The organism is Streptomyces sp. 17_S59 (assembly GCF_056930295.1).
On sequence record NZ_JBXOWD010000001.1, the window covers coordinates 1,199,642 to 1,220,263 of the forward strand.

The 20,622-nt window shown below is 72.1% G+C and carries 21 protein-coding genes; 3 read left to right on the top strand and 18 right to left on the bottom strand.

Annotated elements, in window-relative coordinates; genetic code table 11:
* The first annotated feature begins 1 nt into the window (after nt 1).
* Nucleotides 2-751, top strand: a complete 750-nt coding sequence (locus AC1Z4A_RS05100) for a helical backbone metal receptor (RefSeq protein WP_483676620.1) — start codon at nt 2-4, stop codon at nt 749-751.
* Here the strand turns inward: AC1Z4A_RS05100 and AC1Z4A_RS05105 are convergent.
* Nucleotides 678-1,802 carry a TDT family transporter gene (locus AC1Z4A_RS05105; RefSeq protein ID WP_483676621.1) on the bottom strand — a complete coding sequence of 375 codons (1,125 nt, stop codon included), beginning with the start codon at nt 1,800-1,802 and terminating at the stop codon, nt 678-680. The two genes, AC1Z4A_RS05100 and AC1Z4A_RS05105, sit on opposite strands and share 74 nt — an antisense overlap.
* Nucleotides 1,803-1,872: 70 nt before the next feature.
* Here AC1Z4A_RS05105 and AC1Z4A_RS05110 point away from each other — a divergent pair, with 70 nt between their 5' ends.
* Nucleotides 1,873-2,793 carry a LysR family transcriptional regulator gene (locus AC1Z4A_RS05110; RefSeq protein WP_483676622.1) on the top strand — a complete coding sequence of 307 codons (921 nt, stop codon included), beginning with the start codon at nt 1,873-1,875 and terminating at the stop codon, nt 2,791-2,793.
* Nucleotides 2,794-3,002: 209 nt separating this feature from the next.
* On the opposite strand, the gene AC1Z4A_RS05115 is transcribed toward AC1Z4A_RS05110, so the two are convergent.
* The 12 genes from AC1Z4A_RS05115 to AC1Z4A_RS05170 all read right to left on the bottom strand — a co-directional run bounded on the left by AC1Z4A_RS05115 (nt 3,003) and on the right by AC1Z4A_RS05170 (nt 15,222).
* Nucleotides 3,003-5,828, bottom strand: coding sequence for a DEAD/DEAH box helicase (locus tag AC1Z4A_RS05115; RefSeq protein WP_483676623.1), 2,826 nt, complete (start codon nt 5,826-5,828; stop codon nt 3,003-3,005).
* A gap of 44 nt (nt 5,829-5,872) precedes the next feature.
* The gene (locus AC1Z4A_RS05120) at nt 5,873-6,766 is read right to left on the bottom strand and encodes a diacylglycerol kinase (protein ID WP_483676624.1); all 894 of its coding nucleotides are present in this window, start codon (nt 6,764-6,766) and stop codon (nt 5,873-5,875) included.
* Nucleotides 6,767-6,850: 84 nt separating this feature from the next.
* A complete protein-coding gene (gene tatC, locus AC1Z4A_RS05125) occupies nt 6,851-7,777 on the bottom strand; it encodes a twin-arginine translocase subunit TatC (protein ID WP_483676625.1) in 927 nt (308 codons plus the stop codon).
* Nucleotides 7,778-7,839: 62 nt separating this feature from the next.
* A complete protein-coding gene (gene tatA, locus AC1Z4A_RS05130) occupies nt 7,840-8,121 on the bottom strand; it encodes a Sec-independent protein translocase subunit TatA (RefSeq protein WP_483676626.1) in 282 nt (93 codons plus the stop codon).
* Nucleotides 8,122-8,340: 219 nt separating this feature from the next.
* Complete coding sequence (locus AC1Z4A_RS05135; protein WP_483676628.1) at nt 8,341-8,538, bottom strand: hypothetical protein; 198 nt, start codon at nt 8,536-8,538, stop codon at nt 8,341-8,343.
* 80 nt (nt 8,539-8,618) lie between these two features.
* Nucleotides 8,619-8,873 (bottom strand): hypothetical protein, encoded by a 255-nt coding sequence (locus AC1Z4A_RS05140; RefSeq protein ID WP_483676629.1) that lies wholly within the window; start codon nt 8,871-8,873, stop codon nt 8,619-8,621.
* Nucleotides 8,874-8,914: 41 nt separating this feature from the next.
* Entirely contained in the window at nt 8,915-9,877 is a 963-nt protein-coding gene (locus tag AC1Z4A_RS05145) for a helix-turn-helix transcriptional regulator (RefSeq protein WP_483676630.1), read from the bottom strand.
* A 21-nt stretch (nt 9,878-9,898) separates the two neighbouring features.
* Complete coding sequence (locus AC1Z4A_RS05150) at nt 9,899-10,879, bottom strand: helix-turn-helix transcriptional regulator (protein WP_483676631.1); 981 nt, start codon at nt 10,877-10,879, stop codon at nt 9,899-9,901.
* Between the two features lie 116 nt (nt 10,880-10,995).
* The gene (locus tag AC1Z4A_RS05155; RefSeq protein WP_483676632.1) at nt 10,996-11,367 is read right to left on the bottom strand and encodes an FKBP-type peptidyl-prolyl cis-trans isomerase; all 372 of its coding nucleotides are present in this window, start codon (nt 11,365-11,367) and stop codon (nt 10,996-10,998) included.
* 85 nt (nt 11,368-11,452) lie between these two features.
* Nucleotides 11,453-12,436 (bottom strand): FKBP-type peptidyl-prolyl cis-trans isomerase, encoded by a 984-nt coding sequence (locus tag AC1Z4A_RS05160; RefSeq protein WP_483676633.1) that lies wholly within the window; start codon nt 12,434-12,436, stop codon nt 11,453-11,455.
* A gap of 146 nt (nt 12,437-12,582) precedes the next feature.
* Complete coding sequence (gene pafA, locus AC1Z4A_RS05165) at nt 12,583-13,944, bottom strand: Pup--protein ligase (RefSeq protein ID WP_483676634.1); 1,362 nt, start codon at nt 13,942-13,944, stop codon at nt 12,583-12,585.
* A gap of 9 nt (nt 13,945-13,953) precedes the next feature.
* Nucleotides 13,954-15,222 (bottom strand): MFS transporter, encoded by a 1,269-nt coding sequence (locus tag AC1Z4A_RS05170; RefSeq protein WP_483676635.1) that lies wholly within the window; start codon nt 15,220-15,222, stop codon nt 13,954-13,956.
* A gap of 279 nt (nt 15,223-15,501) precedes the next feature.
* On the opposite strand from AC1Z4A_RS05170, the gene AC1Z4A_RS05175 reads away from it, so the two are divergent.
* Entirely contained in the window at nt 15,502-16,497 is a 996-nt protein-coding gene (locus tag AC1Z4A_RS05175) for a LacI family DNA-binding transcriptional regulator (RefSeq protein WP_483683507.1), read from the top strand.
* 155 nt (nt 16,498-16,652) lie between these two features.
* Here the strand turns inward: AC1Z4A_RS05175 and prcA are convergent, their stop codons facing one another.
* From prcA to dop, 5 genes are all read right to left on the bottom strand, one after another.
* The gene (gene prcA, locus AC1Z4A_RS05180; RefSeq protein WP_483676636.1) at nt 16,653-17,393 is read right to left on the bottom strand and encodes a proteasome subunit alpha; all 741 of its coding nucleotides are present in this window, start codon (nt 17,391-17,393) and stop codon (nt 16,653-16,655) included.
* A 57-nt stretch (nt 17,394-17,450) separates the two neighbouring features.
* Entirely contained in the window at nt 17,451-18,293 is an 843-nt protein-coding gene (gene prcB / locus AC1Z4A_RS05185) for a proteasome subunit beta (RefSeq protein WP_483676637.1), read from the bottom strand.
* Nucleotides 18,245-18,673 (bottom strand): endonuclease VII domain-containing protein, encoded by a 429-nt coding sequence (locus AC1Z4A_RS05190; protein WP_483676638.1) that lies wholly within the window; start codon nt 18,671-18,673, stop codon nt 18,245-18,247. Before AC1Z4A_RS05190 ends, prcB begins: the two co-directional genes overlap by 49 nt.
* Nucleotides 18,674-18,709: 36 nt before the next feature.
* Nucleotides 18,710-18,928 (bottom strand): ubiquitin-like protein Pup, encoded by a 219-nt coding sequence (locus AC1Z4A_RS05195; RefSeq protein ID WP_020939002.1) that lies wholly within the window; start codon nt 18,926-18,928, stop codon nt 18,710-18,712.
* 158 nt (nt 18,929-19,086) lie between these two features.
* Nucleotides 19,087-20,598, bottom strand: a complete 1,512-nt coding sequence (gene dop / locus AC1Z4A_RS05200) for a depupylase/deamidase Dop (RefSeq protein ID WP_483676639.1) — start codon at nt 20,596-20,598, stop codon at nt 19,087-19,089.
* Between the last annotated feature and the right edge of the window lie 24 nt (nt 20,599-20,622).

Genomic DNA, 20,622 nt, shown 5'->3' on the forward strand with positions numbered 1-20,622 from the left:
GATGAGGTCACCGAGCGGCCGCCCCGCCGTACGCCGTGTCGTCTCCCTGGTCCCCTCGCTCACCGAGGCCGTGGCCGGGACCGCGCCCGGCCTGCTGGTGGGCGCCACCGACTGGTGCGACCACCCGGCCGGGCTCGGCGTCGTCCGGATCGGCGGCACCAAGAACCCCGACGTGGCGCGGATCGCCGCCCTTGCGCCCGATCTCGTCCTCGCCAACGAGGAGGAGAACCGCGCCCCCGACCTGGCCGCGCTGCGGGCCGCCGGGCTGGACGTGCTCGTCACCGAAGTCCGCACGCTGGAGCAGGCGTTCACCGAGCTGGAGCGGGTCCTGGTGCGCGGCTGCGGGCTCGCCCGGCCCGGCTGGCTGGACGACGCGCGCGACGCCTGGCGCGACGTGACCGCCGCCGGGCCGCTGCGGCCCGCCGTGGTGCCCGTGTGGCGCAGGCCGTGGATGGTGCTCGGCCGGGACACCTTCGCCGGGGACGTCCTGGCCCGGCTCGGCGTGGCCAACGTCCACGCCGGGCACGCCGAGCGCTACCCCCGCATCCCGCTCGACCGGCTGAACGCATCCGGCGCGGAGCTGGTCGTCCTGCCCGACGAGCCCTACCGCTTCACCCGCGACGACGGCCCGGAGTCCTTCCCGGGCCTGCCGTGCGCGCTGCTCAGCGGGCGTCACCTCACGTGGTACGGGCCGTCGCTGGCACAAGCGCCACGGGTGCTGGGCGAGGCGCTGCGAGCAGCCTTCCGCTGACCAGACCGGCCGCGGTACGGGCCGCGGCGACGGCCCAGGCGGCCACCAGCAGCGCGTACAGGCCCACTGCCAGCCAGGTGAAGGCGTCCAGGCCGGTGTGGCGCGCCAGCCCGGCGGCGCCCGTGACGCACGTGCCGATCGGGAAGGTGAACGCCCACCAGGTCATCGCGAAGCCCATCCCGTCCCGGAAGGCGCGGACCACCATCGCCGCGGCCAGCGCCAGCCACAGCAGGGCGAAGCCGATCACGGGCGTGCCGTAGAGGACGGCGAAGCCCGCCGCCGCCCCGGCGTACGGGGCCGGGAGGGCGCCCCGCGCGGCATCGGCCAGGTTGTTCACGGCCGTCGTGGACTGGCCCAGCGGGCCGAGTACCAGGAACAGCGTCGGCGTCAGCGCGAGCGGCAGCGGCCCGCGGTGCACCAGCCGGCCGAAGAGCAGCGGCAGGATCAGCAGCGTGGCCAGCAGGCTCGCCCCGAACATCGCGTAGCAGCCCAGCACCATCGCTTCCCGCCACTGCCCGGCGGGCAGGTGCGGTACGAGCGCGGGGCCGAGGGCGGCGGAGACCATGGGCGCCACGATGGGCAGCAGCCACACGGGGGAGGCGTCGCCCGGCTCGATCCGGTGCCGGGTGACCATCAGACAGGGGACGGCCGCCGCCGCGACGAGGCCGACGGCGGTGCCGGTCGTCCACAGCACGGCGTCCGCGGCCACGGCGGCCCGCTCGCCGATCGCCCCGGCGCCGACGGAGAGCGTGGCCCCGCCGACCGCGAGCAGTGCCATGGCCAGACAGCCGTAGAACGGGGCCACGGCCGGATCGTCGAGATGGCGCCCGGCCTGGTCCCGGTGGCGTGCCCAGTGTGCGGCACGCGCGGCCAGCAGCGCGAGCAGCATCAGCGCGGCCAGCCCCCACACGGCCTCGAACGCCCCGCGCAGCGCCCCCGTCCGCACCGGCAGGGCCGCGCCGGCCGAGGCGACGATCGCGGTGCCCATGACGGTGGCGTACCAGTTGGGGCCGAGGTAGCGGAAGGGGGATGTGCGCGCTGGCGTGGTCATGAGGCCACGATCGCGCGCGCCCACCACGCTCACCAGGGGCTTTGTGTCTATGAGGGCATAAGCTGGAGTTATGAGCGACAGGTTCGACCGTGTGCCGCTGGCGCACCGGGTGCCCGACCTGGGGGCGCTGGAGCTGCTGCTTGCAGTGGCCCGGCTGGGCAGCCTCGGGCGGGCGGCCCGGGAGCTGGGCATCACCCAGCCCGCGGCGAGCGGGCGGGTGCGCGCCATGGAACGGATGCTGGGCGTCGCCCTGGTCGAGCGCTCGCCGCGCGGGTCGCGGCTGACGGACGCGGGGGTGCTGGTCACGGACTGGGCCCGGCGGATCGTGGAGGCCGCCGAGGCCTTCGACGCCGGGGCCCAGGCGCTGCGCGGGCGGCGCGACTCCCGGCTGCGGGTGGCCGCCAGCATGACCATCGCCGAGTACCTCCTGCCCCGGTGGCTGATGGCGCTCCGCACGGAGCGGCCGGGCACGGCGGTGTCGCTGCTCGCCGGGAACTCGGCGGCGGTGGCGGAGCGGCTGCTCGCCGGGGAGGCTGACCTGGGCTTCGTCGAGGGGCTGGACGTGGCGCCGGGGCTGGACGGGGCGGTCGTCGGCCATGACCGGCTGGTGGTCGTGACGGCACCGGGCCATCCGTGGGCGCGCCGCCGTTCCCCCCTGTCCGCGGCGGAGCTGGCGGCCACGCCGCTGGTCCTGCGCGAGCGGGGGTCGGGTACGCGCCAGGTGCTGGACGCGGCGCTGGCAGCCCACGGCGGCGCCGCGGAGCCGCTGCTCGAACTCGCCTCGACGACGGCCGCGAAGGCGGCGGTGGTCAGCGGTGCGGGGCCGTCGGTGCTGAGCGAGCTGGCGATCGGGGAGGAGCTGGGGGCGCGGCGGCTGGTGGAGATCCCGGTGGCCGGGCTCGCGCTGCGGCGTGCGCTGCGTGCGGTCTGGCCGACGGGCCATCGGCCTGTGGGGCCGGCGCGGGATCTGCTGGGGCTGACGGCCGGTTAGGCACCGCCGGGTGCCGCCCTTGTGGTTGCGCGCCGCTGCGGCGGGAGTTTGTTCCCCGTACCCGCTCCGCCCCGGGGTCCGGGGCAGAGCCCCGGTTTCGGGAAGGGGCGGGACTGGGGAATCCCAACCCGCCGCAACGGCGATCAGCCACCGGCTGCGTACCCGGCGGTGCCGAACCCACCCCAGCCCCCGGCGGCCGAGGCGAAGCCTCACCCCACCGACGAGTACGCCACGACGCCCCGCAGCAGACCGTCCACCGCCTTGCGCGCATTCCGCGCGACCGGGCTTCCCGCCGGTGCCGCCGCCGCGATCTGGCCCAGTACGTCGATCAGTTGCTTCGACCAGCGCACGAAGTCGCCCGCCGGCATCTCGATCTCCCGCAGCACCTCGTCGAGGCCGTGCCCCGACGCCCAGCGGTACGCGGGCCACGCGAAGCCCAGGTCGGGCTCGCGCTGGCCGACGCCCTCGGCCTGGTTGATCTTGTGCTGCTCCTCCAGGGCGTCCAGCCGGCCCCAGATGCGGACCATCTCGGCGAGGGCCTCCTTCGCGGCCCCGGCGGGCAGCTTCGGCGGCACCGCGTCGTCGGCGACCCGGGCCTCGTACACCAGCGCCGAGGCGCAGGCGGCCAGCTCGGCGGGCTTGAGGCCGTCCCAGACGCCCTCGCGCAGGCACTCGGAGGCCAGCAGGTCCAGCTCGCCGTAGAGGCGGGCCAGGCGGCGGCCGTCCTCGGTGACCTCGTCGCCGTGGAGGTAGTCGAGGTCGGTCAGGAGCGCGCAGATCCGGTCGAAGGTGCGCGCGATGGTGTTCGTACGGCCCTCGATGCGCCGCTCCAGCTGGCGGGTGTCGCGGTGCAGGCGGTGGTAGCGCTCGGCCCAGCGGGCGTGGTCCTCGCGCTCGTCGCAGCCATGGCAGGGGTGGCTGCGGATCTCGGCGCGAAGGCGGGCGATCCCGGTGTCGTCGGCGGCCGCGGAGCGGTCCTTGCGGTGCCGGCCGGGGACTATGTGCCCGGCCTTGGTGCGCAGCGCGGAGGCGAGGTCGCGGCGCGACTGCGGGCTGCGCGGGTTGAAGGACTTGGGGATGCGCATCCGCTCCAGCGGCTCCACCGGCACCGGGAAGTCGATCGCGGCGAGCCGCTTGACCTGCCGCTCGGCGGTGAGCACCAGCGGGCGCGGCCCGTCGTGGGGGTCGAAGCCCCGGTGGCGGTCGGTGCGCCCGGCGGGCACGCCCGGGTCCAGGACGAGCGCCAGGCCGGCGAACTTGCCCGTGGGCACGTGGATGACGTCCCCGGCCTTGAGCCGCTCCAGCGCGGCCGCGGCGGCGGCCCGGCGCTGCACGGCGCCCTGCTTGGCCAGCTCGGTCTCGCGGTCCTTCAGCTCGCGGCGCAGCCGCGCGTACTCCTCGAAGTCGCCCAGGTGGCACCGGATGGCCTCGCGGTAGCCGGCCAGGCCCTCCTCGTTCTTCTGCACCTGCCGGGAGATGCCGACGACCGACTTGTCCGCCTGGAACTGGGCGAAGGAGGTCTCCAGCAGCTCCCGCGAGCGGTGCCGGCCGAACTGGGAGACCAGGTTGACCGCCATGTTGTAGGACGGCTTGAAGCTGGAGCGCAGCGGGTACGTGCGCGTACCGGCCAGGCCGGCCAGCGCCCCCGGGTCCATGGCGCGCTGCCACAGCACCACCGCGTGCCCCTCGACGTCGATGCCGCGCCGCCCGGCACGGCCGGTGAGCTGGGTGTACTCGCCGGGGGTGATGTCCGCGTGCTGCTCGCCGTTCCACTTCACGAGCTTCTCCAGCACGACGGTGCGCGCGGGCATGTTGATGCCCAGCGCCAGCGTCTCGGTGGCGAAGACGGCCTTGACCAGGCCCTTGACGAACAGCTCCTCGACGACCTCCTTGAAGGTCGGCAGCATGCCCGCGTGGTGCGCGGCGATGCCCCGCTCCAGGCCCTCCAGCCACTCGTAGTAGCCGAGGACGTGCAGGTCCTCGGTGGGGATGGCGGCGGTGCGCTCCTCGACGATCGCCCGGACCCTGGCCCGTGCCTCGTCGTCGTTCAGCCGCAGGCCGGAGTAGAGGCACTGCGCGACGGCGGCCTCGCAGCCGGCCCGGCTGAAGATGAAGGTGATGGCGGGCAGCAGGCCCTCGGCGTCCAGCCGCTCGATGACCTCGACCCGGCTGGGCGTCCAGATCCGGCTGCGCTGGCGGCGCTCGCGCTCGCGGTCGGCCTCGCGCACCATCTTGCCGCGGCGGCGCTCGCGCGGGTTGTAGGTGCGGCTGTTCTCCATGCGGGCCATGCGCAGCAGGTCGGGGTTGACCTCGCGGCGGGCGGCGCCACGGCCGCCGTGGTCCGTGCGCTCCTCGAACAGGTCGTACATCCGCCGCCCGGCGAGCACGTGCTGCCACAGCGGGACGGGCCGCTCCTCGGAGACGATCACCTGGGTGTCGCCGCGCACGGTGTCCAGCCAGTCGCCGAACTCCTCGGCGTTGGAGACGGTGGCCGAGAGGGAGACCAGGGTGACCGACTCGGGGAGGTGGATGATGACCTCCTCCCAGACGGCGCCGCGGAAGCGGTCGGAGAGGTAGTGCACCTCGTCCATGACCACGTAGCCGAGGCCGATCAGCTCCTGCGAGCCCGCGTAGAGCATGTTGCGCAGGACCTCGGTGGTCATCACGACCACCGGGGCGTCGGCGTTGACGCTGTTGTCGCCGGTCAGCAGGCCGACCTTGGCGGCGCCGTAGCGCCTGACGAGATCGCTGTACTTCTGGTTGGAAAGCGCCTTGATGGGCGTGGTGTAGAAGCACTTGCGGCCCTGGGTGAGGGCCAGGTGGACGGCGAACTCGCCCACAATGGTCTTGCCGGAGCCGGTCGGCGCCGCGACCAGCACCCCCTTCCCCGCCTCCAGGGCCTTGCAGGCCTCTATCTGGAAGGGGTCGAGCTCGAAGTCGTACATCTCGCGGAAGGGGGCGAGCGCGGTGGCCTGCTCCGTGGCGCGCTGCCGTGCCACGGCATAGCGCTCAGCAGGGGACATGTCCTCGGTCATCTTGATGACGAGCCTACCGGGGACCCCTGACAGACACCCGATCTTTATCGCGCTCCCAGGAGCCGCACGGCCCCGGGCACGGTCTCGGCCGTGAGCGGCAGCGGGCCCAGGGGCTCGCCGTCCGCATAGCCGGTGGTCTCCTCGGCGTGCAGCGTGACCTTCGCGGCACGGTGGGTGGTCACCGCGGGGTGGGACAGGTGGGTGCCCCGGTAGACCCTCGGGAAGACCCTGAGGAGGGTGCTGCGGCGACAGGGGCCCACGACGGTGACGTCGAAGAGCCCGTCGTCCAGCCGGGCGTCCGCGCAGATGCGCATGCCGCCGCCGTACGAGCCGCCGTTGCCGACCGCGACCAGCGTGGCCTCGATGTGCTGCTCGGGCCCGTCGTCGAGCCGGATGCGGTACGGGACCGGGCGCAGCGCGGCCAGCTCGGCGAGCAGCGCCACGTCGTAGCGCAGCCGTCCGGTGGGGAACCGCATCCGGTTGCCCCGGTCGTTGACGCGGGAGTCGAAGCCGGAGGCGAGGACGGTACCGAACCAGGTCTCCCCCACCCTGCCGAGGTCGACCGGCCGGCCGCCGTCGCCCTTGAGGGCGCGGGCGACGACCCGGGCCGCGGCCACGGGGTCGCCCACGGGCAGCCCGCAGGCACGGGCGAAGTCGTTGCCGGTGCCGACGGCCACCACGCCGAGCGGGGTGAGGGTCCCGGCGACGGCGCGGAGCGCGAGCGAGACCATGCCGTCCCCGCCGACCGCGATCAGGGCGCCCGTCCCGCCGGCGACCGCCTCACGGGCCCGGCGCAGCGCGTCCTGGGCGTTCTCGCCCAGCACCGTGCGCACGGAGTACCCGGCCACCCGCAGCTCGCGTGCCGCCGGTGCCGCGGCGCGGGCGCCACGGCCGCGGCCCGCCGTGGGGTTGACGAATAACGTGAGGTCGCTGGTCACCCGGGGGACCCTATCGGGTCGCCGGGTCCGGGCACGACGAAGGGGCGGCCGCCGGGCGGGCGGCCGCCCCTCCAGGGCATCAGATCAGGTCACGTCGTCGTATCCGCTGCCGCGGTGCGTGCCCGCGGGCTCCTCGGGCAGCCGGGGCCGGGGCTCGGAGTCGCCGATGGACTGCGGGGTGAGGTCGAGCGGCGCGGCCTCGTCGTCGTCGAGGAGCCGGTCGGGGTTGCGGCGCTCACGGCGCTTGTCGTTCAGCATCGCGAAGCCGACGGCGGCGAAGTACAGGAGGCTGATCGGGACGGCCAGGACGCACATGCCGAACGGGTCGGTGCTGGGGGTGGCCACCGCGCCGAAGACGAAGGTGCCCATCACGACGCCGCGCCACCACTTGACCATGGTCTTGCCCGTGACCAGGCCGACCAGGTTCATCATCACGAGGATCAGCGGCAGCTCGAAGGAGAGGCCGAAGACCAGGATCATCCGGACGGTGAAGTCGAGGATGTCGTTGAGGCCGAGGGTGTTGGCCGCGGTCTCCGGGGTGACGCTCAGCAGCACCCGCATGCTGGTCGGCATGATCATGTACGCCAGGTAGGCGCCCGCGACGAAGAGCGGGGCGGCCGTCGCCGCGAAGGCGAGCGTGTACTTCTTCTCGTTCCTGTGCAGGCCGGGTGCGAGGAACGCCCACAGCTGGTAGAGCCAGACCGGGGAGGAGACGGTGACGCCCACCAGGAGGCACACCTTCACGACGGTGGTGAACGGCGAGGCCAGGGTGTTGAACGTCAGGACCGCGCAGTTGCCGCCGTGGCTCTCGGCCAGATCGCGTCCCGGGCACTTGGGCACGGGGCTGGACAGGAAGTCCATGATCTGCTTGTTGTAGAACGCGGCGACGATGGAGACCACGACGATGGCCAGCACTGCCTTCGCCAGGCGGTTGCGCAGTTCACGCAGGTGCTCCGCGAGGGGCATGCGCCCCTCGGGGTCCTTCTCCTTCTTGCGGGCAGGCTTGGGCAACCCACGTCCCTATCTCGTGCGGCAGGCGGGCGCCGACGGCGCCCGTCTCGGTCTGTCCTGGGTCAGCGCTGCGTCGTACGGTCGGTGGGCTCGGCCACCGGGCGGGAGGCGACGTCACCGGGCGCGGCCTTGATCGTGCGGGGGGCCGGCTGCTCGGCGGGCGGGTCGGCGGGGGCCGAGGCGTTGTCCTGGCCCTCGGACCTCATCGCCTTGGCCTCGCTCTTGAGGATGCGGGCGGACTTGCCGAGGGAGCGCGCCATGTCGGGAAGCTTCTTCGCGCCGAACAGCAGAACGACGACGACGAGGAGCAGGATCAATTCGGGAGCGCCGAGCCGACCGAACATATGCGTGTACCTTCTCACCGAAGCGGGATGGGGGTGGGGCTGCTGGGTGGCTGTCCGGACAAATATGCCCATCGGCCGTACCGCAGCGATCGTAACGCGCAGGGGTAAACGCTGGGCAATCCCTGTGCGTACTCCCGGGACGGCCCCCCGCCTCGTCCTCGGGGCCGCCGCACCAGCGTACCGTCCGCCCCCGGAGCACAGGAGGGCGCGGACCGTCCCTCAGCGCTCGTGCGGCAGCTGCGCGGCCAGCGGGGTCGCGGCCCGCTCCAGGTCCTCGGCGGCCCGGGCGATCCGCAGCGAGGCCTCCGACACCTGCCGGGACAGCCGCCGCACCTCGGCGAAGACGCGTGCGGTGAGCACGCCGAGCACGGCGAGACCGCAGAAGCCGAGGGCGATGGCGAGCATGGGCCAGAACATGGGGCGAGCCTATCGAGGGAAACCGAAATGCAGGGGAACGTCCGGGAATGCCGGGGTCGGGCGCCGGTGCGGGCACCGGGTCAGGCGGTGATGTGCAGCCGCAGGGTGCGCACTCCCCCGCCGGTCAGCAGCTCCACGATCCGCTCCCCGGCCGGCTTGCGCACCGCCGAGCCGCAGTCGGGGCAAGTGAAGGAGTAGAAGGTGGTGCGGTCGCTGGCGCCGATGGCCAGCCGCAGCGCGCCCGCGGCCAGCTCGAAGCAGCCCCGGCAGTCGGGGCAGGCGGCCTTGAAGACCGCGCCGTCGACCACCCTGCTCCCGTCCGTCACGTCCCTCACACCCGCTCCTGCTCCGAGGCCGTTCACCGTCCGCTGTCCCTTCACTCTCCGTACGCCGCCAGCGCCTCGCGGGCGGCGTCCCGCGCGCTGTCCGCCAGCTCGGCCGGGGAGACGATCCGGCCGTCCCGGCCGAGCCGCAGCGCCAGCCGGCGCAGCGAGGCCGGGTCGGGGGTGCGCAGCGTGATCCGCAGGCCGCCCTCCGGCAGCTCCTCGGCGCTGTCGTGGGGGTAGTACTCGGCGACCCAGCGGCCGCCGGGGCCCACCTCGATGACGACCTCGGGGTCCTCCACGGAGGGCTGCACCAGCCCCTCGGACAGATCCCGCAGCTCGACGGGCGGCGGGTCGGAGGGCTCGTCCAGGATCCGGATCTCGGCCACCCGGTCCAGGCGGAAGGTGCGGCGGGCCTCGGAGAGCCGGCACCACGCCTCCATGTAGGTGTGGCCCACGGCGAACAGCCGGATGGGTTCCACCTCGCGCTCGGTCAGCTCGTCGCGCGCGGGCGAGTAGTAGCGCAGCCAGACCCGGCGGCGCTCGGCGATGGCCCGGTCGACGTCGGCGAAGACGCCGCCCTCGGACTCGAAGGTGACCGACAGCCGGGAGCTGGCCTCGGCCGCCTCGCCGGCCGCGGCCTCGATCTTGGCGGTGGCGCGGACCAGCGCCTGCCGGTCGCTCTCCCGCAGCCCCGGCAGCGTGGCGACGGCGCGGGCGGCCACCAGGAGCGCGGTGGCCTCGTCGGCGGCCAGCCGCAGCGGCTCGCCCGTGCTGGTGCCGGAGGCGTCGGGGTTGTGCCACCAGATGCGGTCGCCGTCGGTGTCGATGTCGAGCAGGTCGCCGCCCCGGAAGCTGGTGCCGCACATGGGCAGCACGTCGAGGTCGCCGATCAGCTCGTCCTCGGTGATCCCGAAGGCGCGGGCCACGTCGGCGACCCGGGCGCCGGGTCGTTCCCTCAGGTAGGTGACCAGGGACAGCATGCGCCGGGTCTGGTCGATGGCGTTGGTGGCCATGTGGAGTCGGTCCCGTTCCTCTCAGCCCTTGGCGACGGCGCGCAGCCGGTCGATCACTTCGGCCCGCAGCTCGGCGGGTTCCAGCACGATCACGTCCGGGCCGAACTCCACGAGCCAGGCGTCCAGCCCGTGCCCGGACGGGATCTCCAGCTCGTCCCAGCCGCCGCCGGCGTCGCGGGTGGCGGTGGCGCGGGCGCGCAGCGGATAGCCGTGGCCGGAGCGGACCTTGATCCGGGCCGTGCCGGTGGCGGTCTCGCCCGCCCAGCTCTCGACCGTCTCGCGCACGGTGACGTGGTCGGGCACGGGCACGGTGAACGGCAGCGCACGGGAGCGCACCCGGCCGGTGATCCGGGAGATCCGGAAGACCCGCTCGGCCTGCCGGTCGCGGTCCCAGCCCGCCAGGTACCAGTGGCCGCGCCAGCACTCCAGGGCCCAGGGCTCGACCTTGCGCTGCTCGGGACGGGCGGCGTTGGCCTTGCGGTAGTCGAAGACGACGGGGCGCCGGTCGCGGGCGGCGAGCATCAGCGGCTCGAAGGCCGCCTCGTGCACGGGGATCCGTGTCTCGAGCGCGCTGTGGCTGCCGTACGGGTCCTCGGCCAGCGGCATCCCGGCGGCGCGCAGCTTCTGGAGCGCGCCGCTGGCGGCGCCGGCGAGGCGGGCCTGCTGCCAGACCCGGGCGGCGAGGCCGAGGGCGGCGGCCTCCTCGACGTCGAGGGTGATCGGGGGGAGGCGGTTGCTGTCGCGGCGGGCGAGGTAGCCGGTCTCGCCGTCCAGGCCCTCGACGGTCTCGATGATCAGGCCCAGCTCGCGCAGGTCTTCCTTGTCCCGCTCGAACATCCGGTTGAAGGCGTCGTCCTTGGCGGGCTCCCCGTCGGGGGACGGCGCGGCCGTCTCGATGTAGGCCTCGATCGAGGCGCGCAACTCCCCCTTGCTGAGCGGACGACGCGTGCTCAGCAGACACAGCGCCAGGTTCATCAGCCGCTCGGCCTTGGCAATCGCCATCGACGCCCTCTCTACTTGTGCTCTCAACCGTTGACCGTACCGCTCAGCGCTCGTACGACAAAAGCCGAGGGCCCGTGCCAGGCAGGCACGGGCCCTCGGCCTTCGATCGCGGGGGCTCAGACCGCCATCAGGTCGCAAACGAAGATCAGGGTCTCGCCCGGGGCGATGGCGTTGCCGGCGCCACGGTCGCCGTAGCCGAGGTGGGCCGGGATGACCAGCTTGCGGCGGCCGCCGACCTTCATGCCCTGGATGCCCTTGTCCCAGCCCTCGATGACCTGGCCGGCACCCAGCTTGAACTCCAGCGGCCTGCCACGGTTCCAGCTGGCGTCGAACTCCTCGCCGGTGGACCAGGCCACGCCCACGTAGTGGACCTTGACGAAGTCGCCGGCCTTGGCCTCGGCACCGTCGCCCTCCCAGATCTCGGTGATCTCCAGGTCGGTCGGGACCGGGCCCTCGGGGAAGTCGATCTCGGGCTTGTCGATGTTCACGAATGTGCTCCTACGAAGGAATCTTGCTGGCAACCGCGCAATTCTGGCAGATGCCGATCGGAAGGCCGAAACCCTTCGGCGTGGCTCAGACCTTGCCCACGATGTCCACCACAAAGACCAGGGTGTTCTTGTCCAAGCCGCTCTGCGCCTGGCCCTCGTAGCCGAACTTCGGCGGGATCACCAGCTCCACGCGGTCGCCCACGTGCTTGCCGACCAGGCCCTTGTCCCAGCCCTGGACGACCGAGCCGGTGCCGATCTGGAAGGCCGTGGCGCCCGCGTGGTCCCAGGAGGAGTCGAACTTCTGGCCGTCCTCCCACTTCACCCCGGTGTACTGGGCGATCAGGCCGTCACCGGCCTTGATCTCCGGGCCGCTGCCCTTGATGAGCAGCTGCTCCTTGAGGTCCGTCGGCGGCTTGGTGTCCTTGGGGATGGTGATGTCCGCGGCCTTCTGCGCATTGGGCTTGACCTCGGGCATGCCGTCCTCCGGCTTGGCCTGGTCGCCCTTGGCCTCGGTCTTGGGATCGACCTTCTGGGCACCGACCACGTCGATCACCCACACCAGGCCGTCCTCCGGCTTGACGCCCGCCTGCGGGTTGAGCTGATCGCCGATCAGGGCCTTCGCGGTGCCCTCGATCTCCACGCGGCTGCCGGCCTTCTGGCCGACCACGGCATCCAGCACCTTGGCGGGCATCTCCTGGCTCGGCTGGCCGAGCTGCTGCACCAGCTGGCGGCGCGGACCGCCGCCGCTCGCCTTGTCCTGGGTCGCCCAGGTCCCGCCGAGGGTCTTGTTGTCCTTCATCGTCTGCCCGGCGAAGTCCAGCCGGACGAAGGAGCCCTTCTCCGCCTTGTCGCCGGTGCCCTCCGTCAGGGTCTTGACGACCATCTTGTCCGACGGCTTGGCGTCCTTGGGCACGGAGATCTCGGGCTTCTCGCCGAACTTGCCCTCCACCGTCACCTTGGCCTCGGAGGATCCGCCGCTGTCCTTAGACCCGCACGCCGCGGCGGTGATCAGCAGGACGGGCACGGCCAACGCCGCGGCGAGGCGACGCGCGTTCTTCGTGTGGTTCATGAAGTCCAACTCGGCTGTAGGGGTCGCTGGGCAGTGTCCGTCACTCTACGGCCTGTATCCGTCCGATCAACCCCGGCCGACACGGTTGTGCGCCGGGTCCGGCGGACCCGGCGCACAACCGTGCACTTCACGGCTCAGGATTCAGCTCACATTCCGGCGATCAGCTTCTCCACCCGGTCGTCGACGGAACGGAACGGGTCCTTGCACAACACGGTGCGCTGCGCCTGGTCGTTGAGCTTGAGATGCACCCAGTCCACGGTGAAGTCCCGGCGCTGTTCCTGGGCCCGGCGGATGAAATCGCCGCGCAGCCGGGCCCGGGTCGTCTGCGGGGGCACCGACTTTCCCTCGAAGATTTTGAGGTCGTTGCACACCCGGGCGGCCTGACCGCGCTTTTCCAGCAGGTAGTACAGGCCCCGGCGGCGGTGGATGTCGTGGTAGGCGAGGTCTATCTGGGCAATCCTCGGATGCGACATGGTGATGTTGTTCTTCGCCCGGTACCGCTCGATGAGCTGGTACTTCATCACCCAGTCGATCTCGGTGGCGATCCGGTCCAGCTCCTCGTCCCGGATGGCCTCCAGCGAACGGCCCCACAGCTCCAGCACCCGCTCGACCGTGCCCGTGCGGATGCCGCGGCGCTCGCAGAAGTCCACGGCCTTCTCGTAGTACTCCTGCTGGACCTCGAGCGCCGACGCCTCCCGGCCGCTGGCGAGGCGCACCTTGCGCCGGCCCGTGATGTCGTGGCTGACCTCGCGGATGGCCCGGATGGGGTTCTCCAGCGTGAGATCGCGCATCACCGTGCCCGCCTCGATCATGCGCAGGACCAGGTCGGTGGCGCCGACCTTGAGCAGCATGGTCGTCTCGGACATGTTGGAGTCGCCGACGATGACGTGCAGTCGGCGGTAGCGCTCGGCATCGGCGTGCGGCTCGTCCCTGGTGTTGATGATCGGGCGCGAGCGGGTGGTGGCGGAGCTGACCCCCTCCCAGATGTGCTCGGCACGCTGGCTGACGCAGTAGACCGCGCCGCGCGGGGTCTGGAGGACCTTGCCGGCCCCGCAGAGCAGCTGCCGGGTGACGAGGAAGGGGATGAGGATGTCCGCCAGACGCGAGAACTCCCCGTGCCTGGCCACGAGGTAGTTCTCGTGGCAGCCGTAGGAGTTCCCCGCCGAATCGGTGTTGTTCTTGAAGAGGTAGACGTCGCCCGCGATCCCCTCCTCGTGCAGGCGGCGTTCGGCATCGACGAGGAGACCCTCGAGAATGCGCTCGCCCGCCTTGTCATGGGTGACCAGCTCGGTCACGCTGTCGCACTCGGGAGTTGCGTATTCCGGGTGCGAGCCCACATCGAGGTAGAGGCGGGCGCCGTTGCGCAGGAAGACATTGCTGCTGCGGCCCCAGGAGACAACGCGGCGGAAGAGGTACCGCGCCACTTCGTCAGGCGACAGCCGGCGCTGTCCCCTGAAGGTGCACGTGACGCCGTACTCGTTCTCCAGCCCGAAAATGCGGCGGTCCATGCCTGAACATTACGCCTGATGCCCTGCGCTGAAACCGGGTTCGACCGCACCGTTCCGATCATTTTCCGACCGCGCCACGACCGTCGAAGCGGACTCCGGGGCCTGGAGGGCGCCCCGCGCGGCGAGCATGACGAGCAGGGCGGCGGCTCCCCCGCCCACGGCCACCAGGAAGCCCTCGCGGACCCCGACGTTCTGGAGCACAGGACCCGCCACGGCGGTGCCGATCGCCGCGCCCACGCCGAAGGAGGTCACCAGCCAGGAGAACGCCTCGGTCACGGTGCCGCGCAGCGCGTGCCGGTCCACGACGACGAAGGCGCAGGCCAGGCAGGGGGCCAGGAAGACGCCCGCGACGCCCGCGAGCACGGTCATCGCCACGACGCCCGGCACCAGCAGCAGCGGCAGGTAGCACAGCGCAAGCCCGGTGACCAGCACCCGCAGCCGCTGCTCCGGGCTGCCCGCCCACTGCCGCGCGCCGTAGACAGTGCCGCCGATGAGCGCACCCACGCCCACCGCGGACAACAGGTACCCGGCGACGTTGTCGTTGTGGTGGCTGTCGCCGTAGGCCACCGCCGCGGCGGCGATGGAGCCCAGCGCGGAGCCGATGAAGAAGAACGTCCCGAGCAGCACCAGCAGCCCGCGCGAGCGCAGCGCGCCCAGCCAGTGCGCCTCGCGGGGCTCGCTGCGCCACTGCCGCGAGGGCGGCGAGGTCACGACGGCGAGCGCACCGAGGACGCCGAGCCCGTTGATCACGAACAGCGCGCCGGCCTCGGACCAGGCGGCCACCATGCCCGTGATGATCAGGGGGCCGACGACGTACATCACTTCCTGGGCGATGGCGTCCAGGGAGTACGCGGCGTGGATGCGCTCCTCGTTCTTGAGGACGGCCGGCCACAGGGCCCGCAGCCCGCCCTCCAGCGGCGGCGTGAAGAAGCCGGAGACGATCACGGCCGCGTAGACCACGGGCAGCGGCTCGAGGCCGACGGCCGCGAAGACCGACATGCCGAGCGCGGCGAGCAGGGCCGAGGGCAGCAGGACGCGCGGCTGGCCGTGCAGGTCCACGGCGCGGCCGAGCAGCGGCTGGCCGAAGGCGTTGGCGACGCCGTAGACGGCCGAGAGCGCGCTGGCCAGCGTGAAGCTGCCGCCCTGGGCGCGGACGAAGAGCAGGATCGCCAGCGCGGCGGTGGCGTTCGGCAGCCGGCCCACGAGGGTGCCGGTGAGCAGTCGCGCCGCGTGCCGCGTCCTGAGCATGTCGACGTAACCGCCGCCCGCCGCCGCCATCGTCCGCCTCTCATCCCGACCCGGCGAGCCGCCCGGTCGTGTTTGACCGAGCCATCCCGGTTTTACGTATAACTATTGACGTTATACGTACCATGATCGGAGCCCGCGGGTCCAACCGCGCGGTACGGCAGCAGCGGAGAGGGGCGCAGCACCGTGACGGACGTCGAGCGCGAGAGCCTCGGGGGCGGGAGCCGCGACGGGCGCGACGGACGGACCCGCGGCCGGTGGCCGACCGTCCGGGGGCGGCACGCGGCGGCGGCCCGGGCCACCAGCCGGGACGTGGCGCGGGCGGCAGGGGTCTCGCAGGCGACCGTCTCCCTCGTCATGGGCCAGAAGTGGCGCGGCCGCGTCTCCGAGCGGACCGCCGAGGCCGTGCGCTCGGCCGCGCGCGAGCTGGGCTACCGGCCCAATCTGGCCGCCCGGAACCTGCGCCTGGGACGGACCCGGACCGCCCTGCTGGTGGTGCCCGTCCTCACCAACGAATTCTTCGCCCGGGTGTACGCGGGCGCGGCCCGCGCGGCCGCCGAGCACGGCGTGGGCGTGGTCCTCTACCCCTCCCCCGAGGGCACCGGGCCCGCCCGCGACCCCTTCGCCTCGGCCCGCGCGACGCTGGACGGCGTCATCGCCTCGTCCATGGCCGCCGACGCCCTCGCCGACATCCGCGAGGGCGGCCTCCCGCTCGTCATGCTCGACAGCGACCCCTCACGCACGGACGCCGCGGCCACCGTCAACCTCGACATCGCCGACGGCATCCGTCAGGTGACGGAACATCTGCTCGCCCTGGGGCACCGGGAGTTCGCCCACATAGCGGCCGACGTCGACTCCTGGACCTTCCGGGAGCGGGCCCGGGCCCTGGCCGAGACCCTGCGCGGAACCGCCGCCACGGTGGTGCGGACCGAGCCCGCGGCCCTGGACGTGACCGCCGGGCGGCTGGCCGCCGAGCGGGCCCTGACCGGCCCGGGCCCCCGGCCGACGGCGCTCGTCTGCGACGGCGACGTACTGGCCGCGGGCGCGTGCAAGGCCGCCGGGCGGCTGGGGCTGCGCGTACCGGACGACGTCTCGGTGACCGGCTTCGACGACCTGGCGCTGGCAACGGCACTCGAACCGGAGCTGACCACGGTGCGGCTGCCGGCGGAGGCGGTGGGGGAAGCGGGGATGCGGGCGCTCGTGGGCGCGCTGGAAGGACGGCCGACGGCACGGGCGGCCCTGCCGGTGGAACTGGTCCCACGCGGTTCGACGGGGGTGGTTTCTCCCCCACCCCGCCCCTTCCCGTAACCGGGGGCAAGCCCCCGGGCCCCCGGGGCGAGAAGCGGGGGCTCCACCCCCGGACCCCCGCTCCTCAAACGCCGGAGGGGCTGAATATTCCCCCGGAACGGGGTCTGGGGGCGCAGCCCCCAGTTTCGGGAAGGGGTGGGACAGGGGAAAAACCCCTACTCCTCCGCGCTCCCCTTGTCCTTGCTGGACCCACCTGTCCCCTCATCCAGCAGCCGCGCCAGCTGCCGCCCCAGGATCCGCTTGAACTTCCGCGTCTGCGGGCGCGTCCGGTCCAGGACCGCGACCTCCAGCTGCTCGGCCGTGAGCGTCCGCTCGCTGCCGTTGGTGTCGCGCGCCAGCGACTCCACCGCCAGCTTCAGCGCCTCCGCGAGCGTCATGCCGTCACGGTGCCGCTGATCGAGATAGCTGCTGATCTGATCGGCATTGCCGCCCACCGCGACCGAGCCGTGCTCGTCGACGATCGAGCCGTCGTGCGGCAGCCGGTAGATCTGGTCGTCCTCGGGGCCCGCCCCGACCTCGGCGACGATCAGCTCGACCTCGTACGGCTTCTCCCCCGCGCTGGAGAAGATCGTGCCCAGCGTCTGGGCATAGACGTTCGCCAGGCCCCGGGCCGTGACGTCGTCCCGGTCGTAGGTGTAACCGCGCAGGTCCGCATAGCGGACACCACCGATGCGCAGATTCTCGAACTCGTTGTACTTGCCGACCGCGGCGAAGGCGATGCGGTCGTAGATCTCGCTGACCTTGTGCAGCGCACGGGACGGGTTCTCGGCGACGAAGACAACGCCGTCGTTGTACTGGAGGACCACGACGCTGCGGCCGCGCGCGATGCCCTTGCGGGCGTACTCGGCACGGTCGGCCATGGCCTGCTGGGGGGAGACATAGAACGGCGTCGACACCGCTATCCGTCCCTTTCTGTCAGTTCTGTCGGAGACGAACGAGGACTTCGGACCGGCTCAGAGCAACGCGGCCCGCGGACCGTCCGGCTCCTCCAGCCGACGCTCGTGAATGGCACGGACGATCTCGGAGCACTGGGCCTCGGTCAGCTTCCGGAAGCCCTCGTCGGTGATGACGGTGACGATCGGGTAGATGCGGCGTGCCAGGTCCGGACCGCCGGTCGCGGAGTCGTCGTCGGCCGCGTCGTACAGCGCCTGGACGACCAGCGTGGTGGCCTGCCCCTCGGTGAGGTCCTCCCGGAAGAGCTTCTTCAGCGCACCGCGCGCGAACAGCGAGCCGGAGCCCGTGGCCGCGAAGCCGTGCTCCTCGGAGCGCCCGCCGGTGACGTCGTAGGAGAAGATGCGGCCCTTCTGACGGTCGACGTCCCAGCCGGCGAAGAGCGGCACCACGGCCAGGCCCTGCATGGCCATGCCGAGGTTGCTGCGGATCATCGTCGACAGCCGGTTCGCCTTGCCCTCCAGGGAGAGCGAGACCCCCTCGACCTTCTCGAAGTGCTCCAGCTCCAGCTGGAAGAGCTTGACCATCTCCACGGCCAGCCCGGCCGTGCCCGCGATGCCGACGGCCGAGTACTCGTCGGCCGGGAAGACCTTCTCGATGTCGCGCTGCGCGATGACGTTGCCCATCGTGGCCCGCCGGTCACCGGCGAGCACCACCCCGCCGGGGAACGACGCGGCGACGATCGTCGTGCCGTGCGGGGCCTCGATGACGCCCTGCGGCGGCAGCTGCCGGTTGCGCGGCAGCATGTCCGGCTGGTGCTGGGCAAGGAAGTCCATGAAGGACGACGAGCCTGGCGTCAGGAAGGCAGCTGGTAGACGCCCGATGCTACGAGGGTTGGCTTCCACGAGTTTCCTTCCAGGTAGGCGATGGCCCGGCGCATGGCGCCGACATCGTCTCTCAACTTTCCGAGTGCCGAGTTGCAGTTGAAGCACAGCACGCCACGGACCCTATCTGTCTCGTGACAATGATCCACTTGCACCGCCGGTGCCGCTAGGCATATGCAGCAGAGGCCCATCTGCGACGCGATCATCTCGTCGCGCTCCGCCTCGGTGATGCCGTACTGGCGCTTGAGGTGGCCAGCACGGCCCTCGATGACGCGGCACGCCTTACAGCGCGTCGAGAGACCGTCGGAAGCGGTCTTGTTGCGGTCCCACTTGGCGAAGGCCGCGCGCGGCTTCTCCTTCCGGCACCGCGCGCAACGCTTCACACCCTCCAATTCGGACATCCACCCCCGCCTTCCTCCTTCGATTCGAAGGAGAAATCACTCTCCACCCTTCTGAACGAATGACCGAACGAAGTCCTCGGCGTTCTCCTCGAGCACATCATCGATTTCGTCCAGCACGGAGTCCACGTCGTCCGACAGCTTCTCGTGGCGCTCCTTGAGGTCCTCGGATGCCTGCGCGTCCTGCGCCTGCTCCTCGACCTCCTCCGTCGAACGCGTGGCCTTCTGCTGTCCGCCGCCGGTGTCCTTGGTCGCCATACCCCTCACCCCGCTCGGTTTCGACGTACATGTACACGAGACCTACAAGATCCGACCCTACAAGCAGGCTCCGGGGTCGGCCCTGTACTTCCTGCACTTGCTACAACGTCCCGGAACCACCGTGATGATTCCCGCTTCCCCGGGACCTCAGACCCCGCTCAGCCGCCCGACAGCACCCGGACCAGGTCCTCCGCCGTGCGGCAGCGGTCCAGCAGCTCCTTGACGTGGTTGCGCGTGCCGCGCAGTGGCTCCAGGGTGGGGACTCGTTGCAGGGAGTCACGGCCCGGCAGGTCGAAGATCACGGAGTCCCAGGAGGCGGCGGCCACGTCCTCCGCGTACTGCTCCAGACAGCGGCCGCGGAAGTAGGCCCGGGTGTCCTCCGGGGGGGCCGTGCGGGCGCGCGCCACGTCGGCCTCGTCCACCAGCCGCCGCATCCTGCCGCGGGCGACGAGCCGGTTGTAGAGGCCCTTGTCCGGGCGTACGTCCGCGTACTGGAGGTCCACCAGGTGCAGCCGGGCGGCGTCCCAGTCCAGGCCGTCGCGGCGGCGGTAGCCCTCCAGCAACTCGCGCTTGGCCACCCAGTCCAGCTCTCCGGCGAGGCTCATGGGGTCGCGCTCAAGCCGGCCCAGCACGTCCTCCCAGCGGCCGAGGACGTCCTTGGTCTGCTCGTCCGCGTCGGCCCCGAAGCGGTCCTCGACGTACTTGCGGGCCAGCTCGCAGTACTCCATCTGGAGCTGCACGGCGGTGAGGGTGCGGCCGCTGCGCAGGGTGACCAGCCGTTGCAGCGTGGGGTCGTGGCTGATCTGGTGGAGGGTGCGGACGGGCTGTTCCACGGCCAGGTCGACGTTGATGAAGCCGTCCTCGATCATGGAGAGGACGAGGGCGGTGGTGCCGAGCTTGAGGTAGGTGGAGATCTCCGAGAGGTTGGCGTCGCCGATGATCACGTGCAGCCGGCGGTACTTCTCGGCGTCGGCGTGCGGCTCGTCCCGGGTGTTGATGATGGGCCGCTTCAGGGTGGTCTCCAGGCCGACTTCGACCTCGAAGTAGTCCGCGCGCTGGCTGATCTGGAAGCCGTGCTCGTGGCCGTCCTGGCCGATGCCGACGCGGCCCGCGCCGGTGACCACCTGGCGGCAGACGAAGAACGGGGTCAGGTGGCGGACGATGTCCGAGAACGGGGTCTCCCGCTTCATCAGGTAGTTCTCGTGGGTGCCGTAGGAGGCCCCCTTGTTGTCCGTGTTGTTCTTGTAGAGGTGGATCGGCTGGGCACCGGGCAGCTGGGCGGCCCGCTCGGCCGCCTCCGCCATGATGCGCTCCCCCGCCTTGTCCCACAGGACGGCGTCGCGGGGGTTGGTGATCTCCGGTGAGCTGTACTCGGGGTGGGCGTGGTCCACGTACAGCCGGGCGCCATTGGTGAGGATGACATTGGCCAGGCCGATGTCCTCGTCCGTGAGCTGGCTGGAGTCTGCGGCCTCGCGGGCGAGGTCGAAGCCGCGGGCGTCCCGCAGCGGGTTCTCCTCCTCGAAGTCCCAGCGGGCACGGCGTGCCCGGTGCATCGCGGCCGCGTAGGCGTTGACGATCTGGGACGAGGTGAGCATGGCATTGGCGTTCGGGTGACCGGGGACGGAGATCCCGTACTCCGTCTCGATGCCCATTACTCGCCGTACGGTCATGCGGCCCTCCTTGCCCGGTGGCGC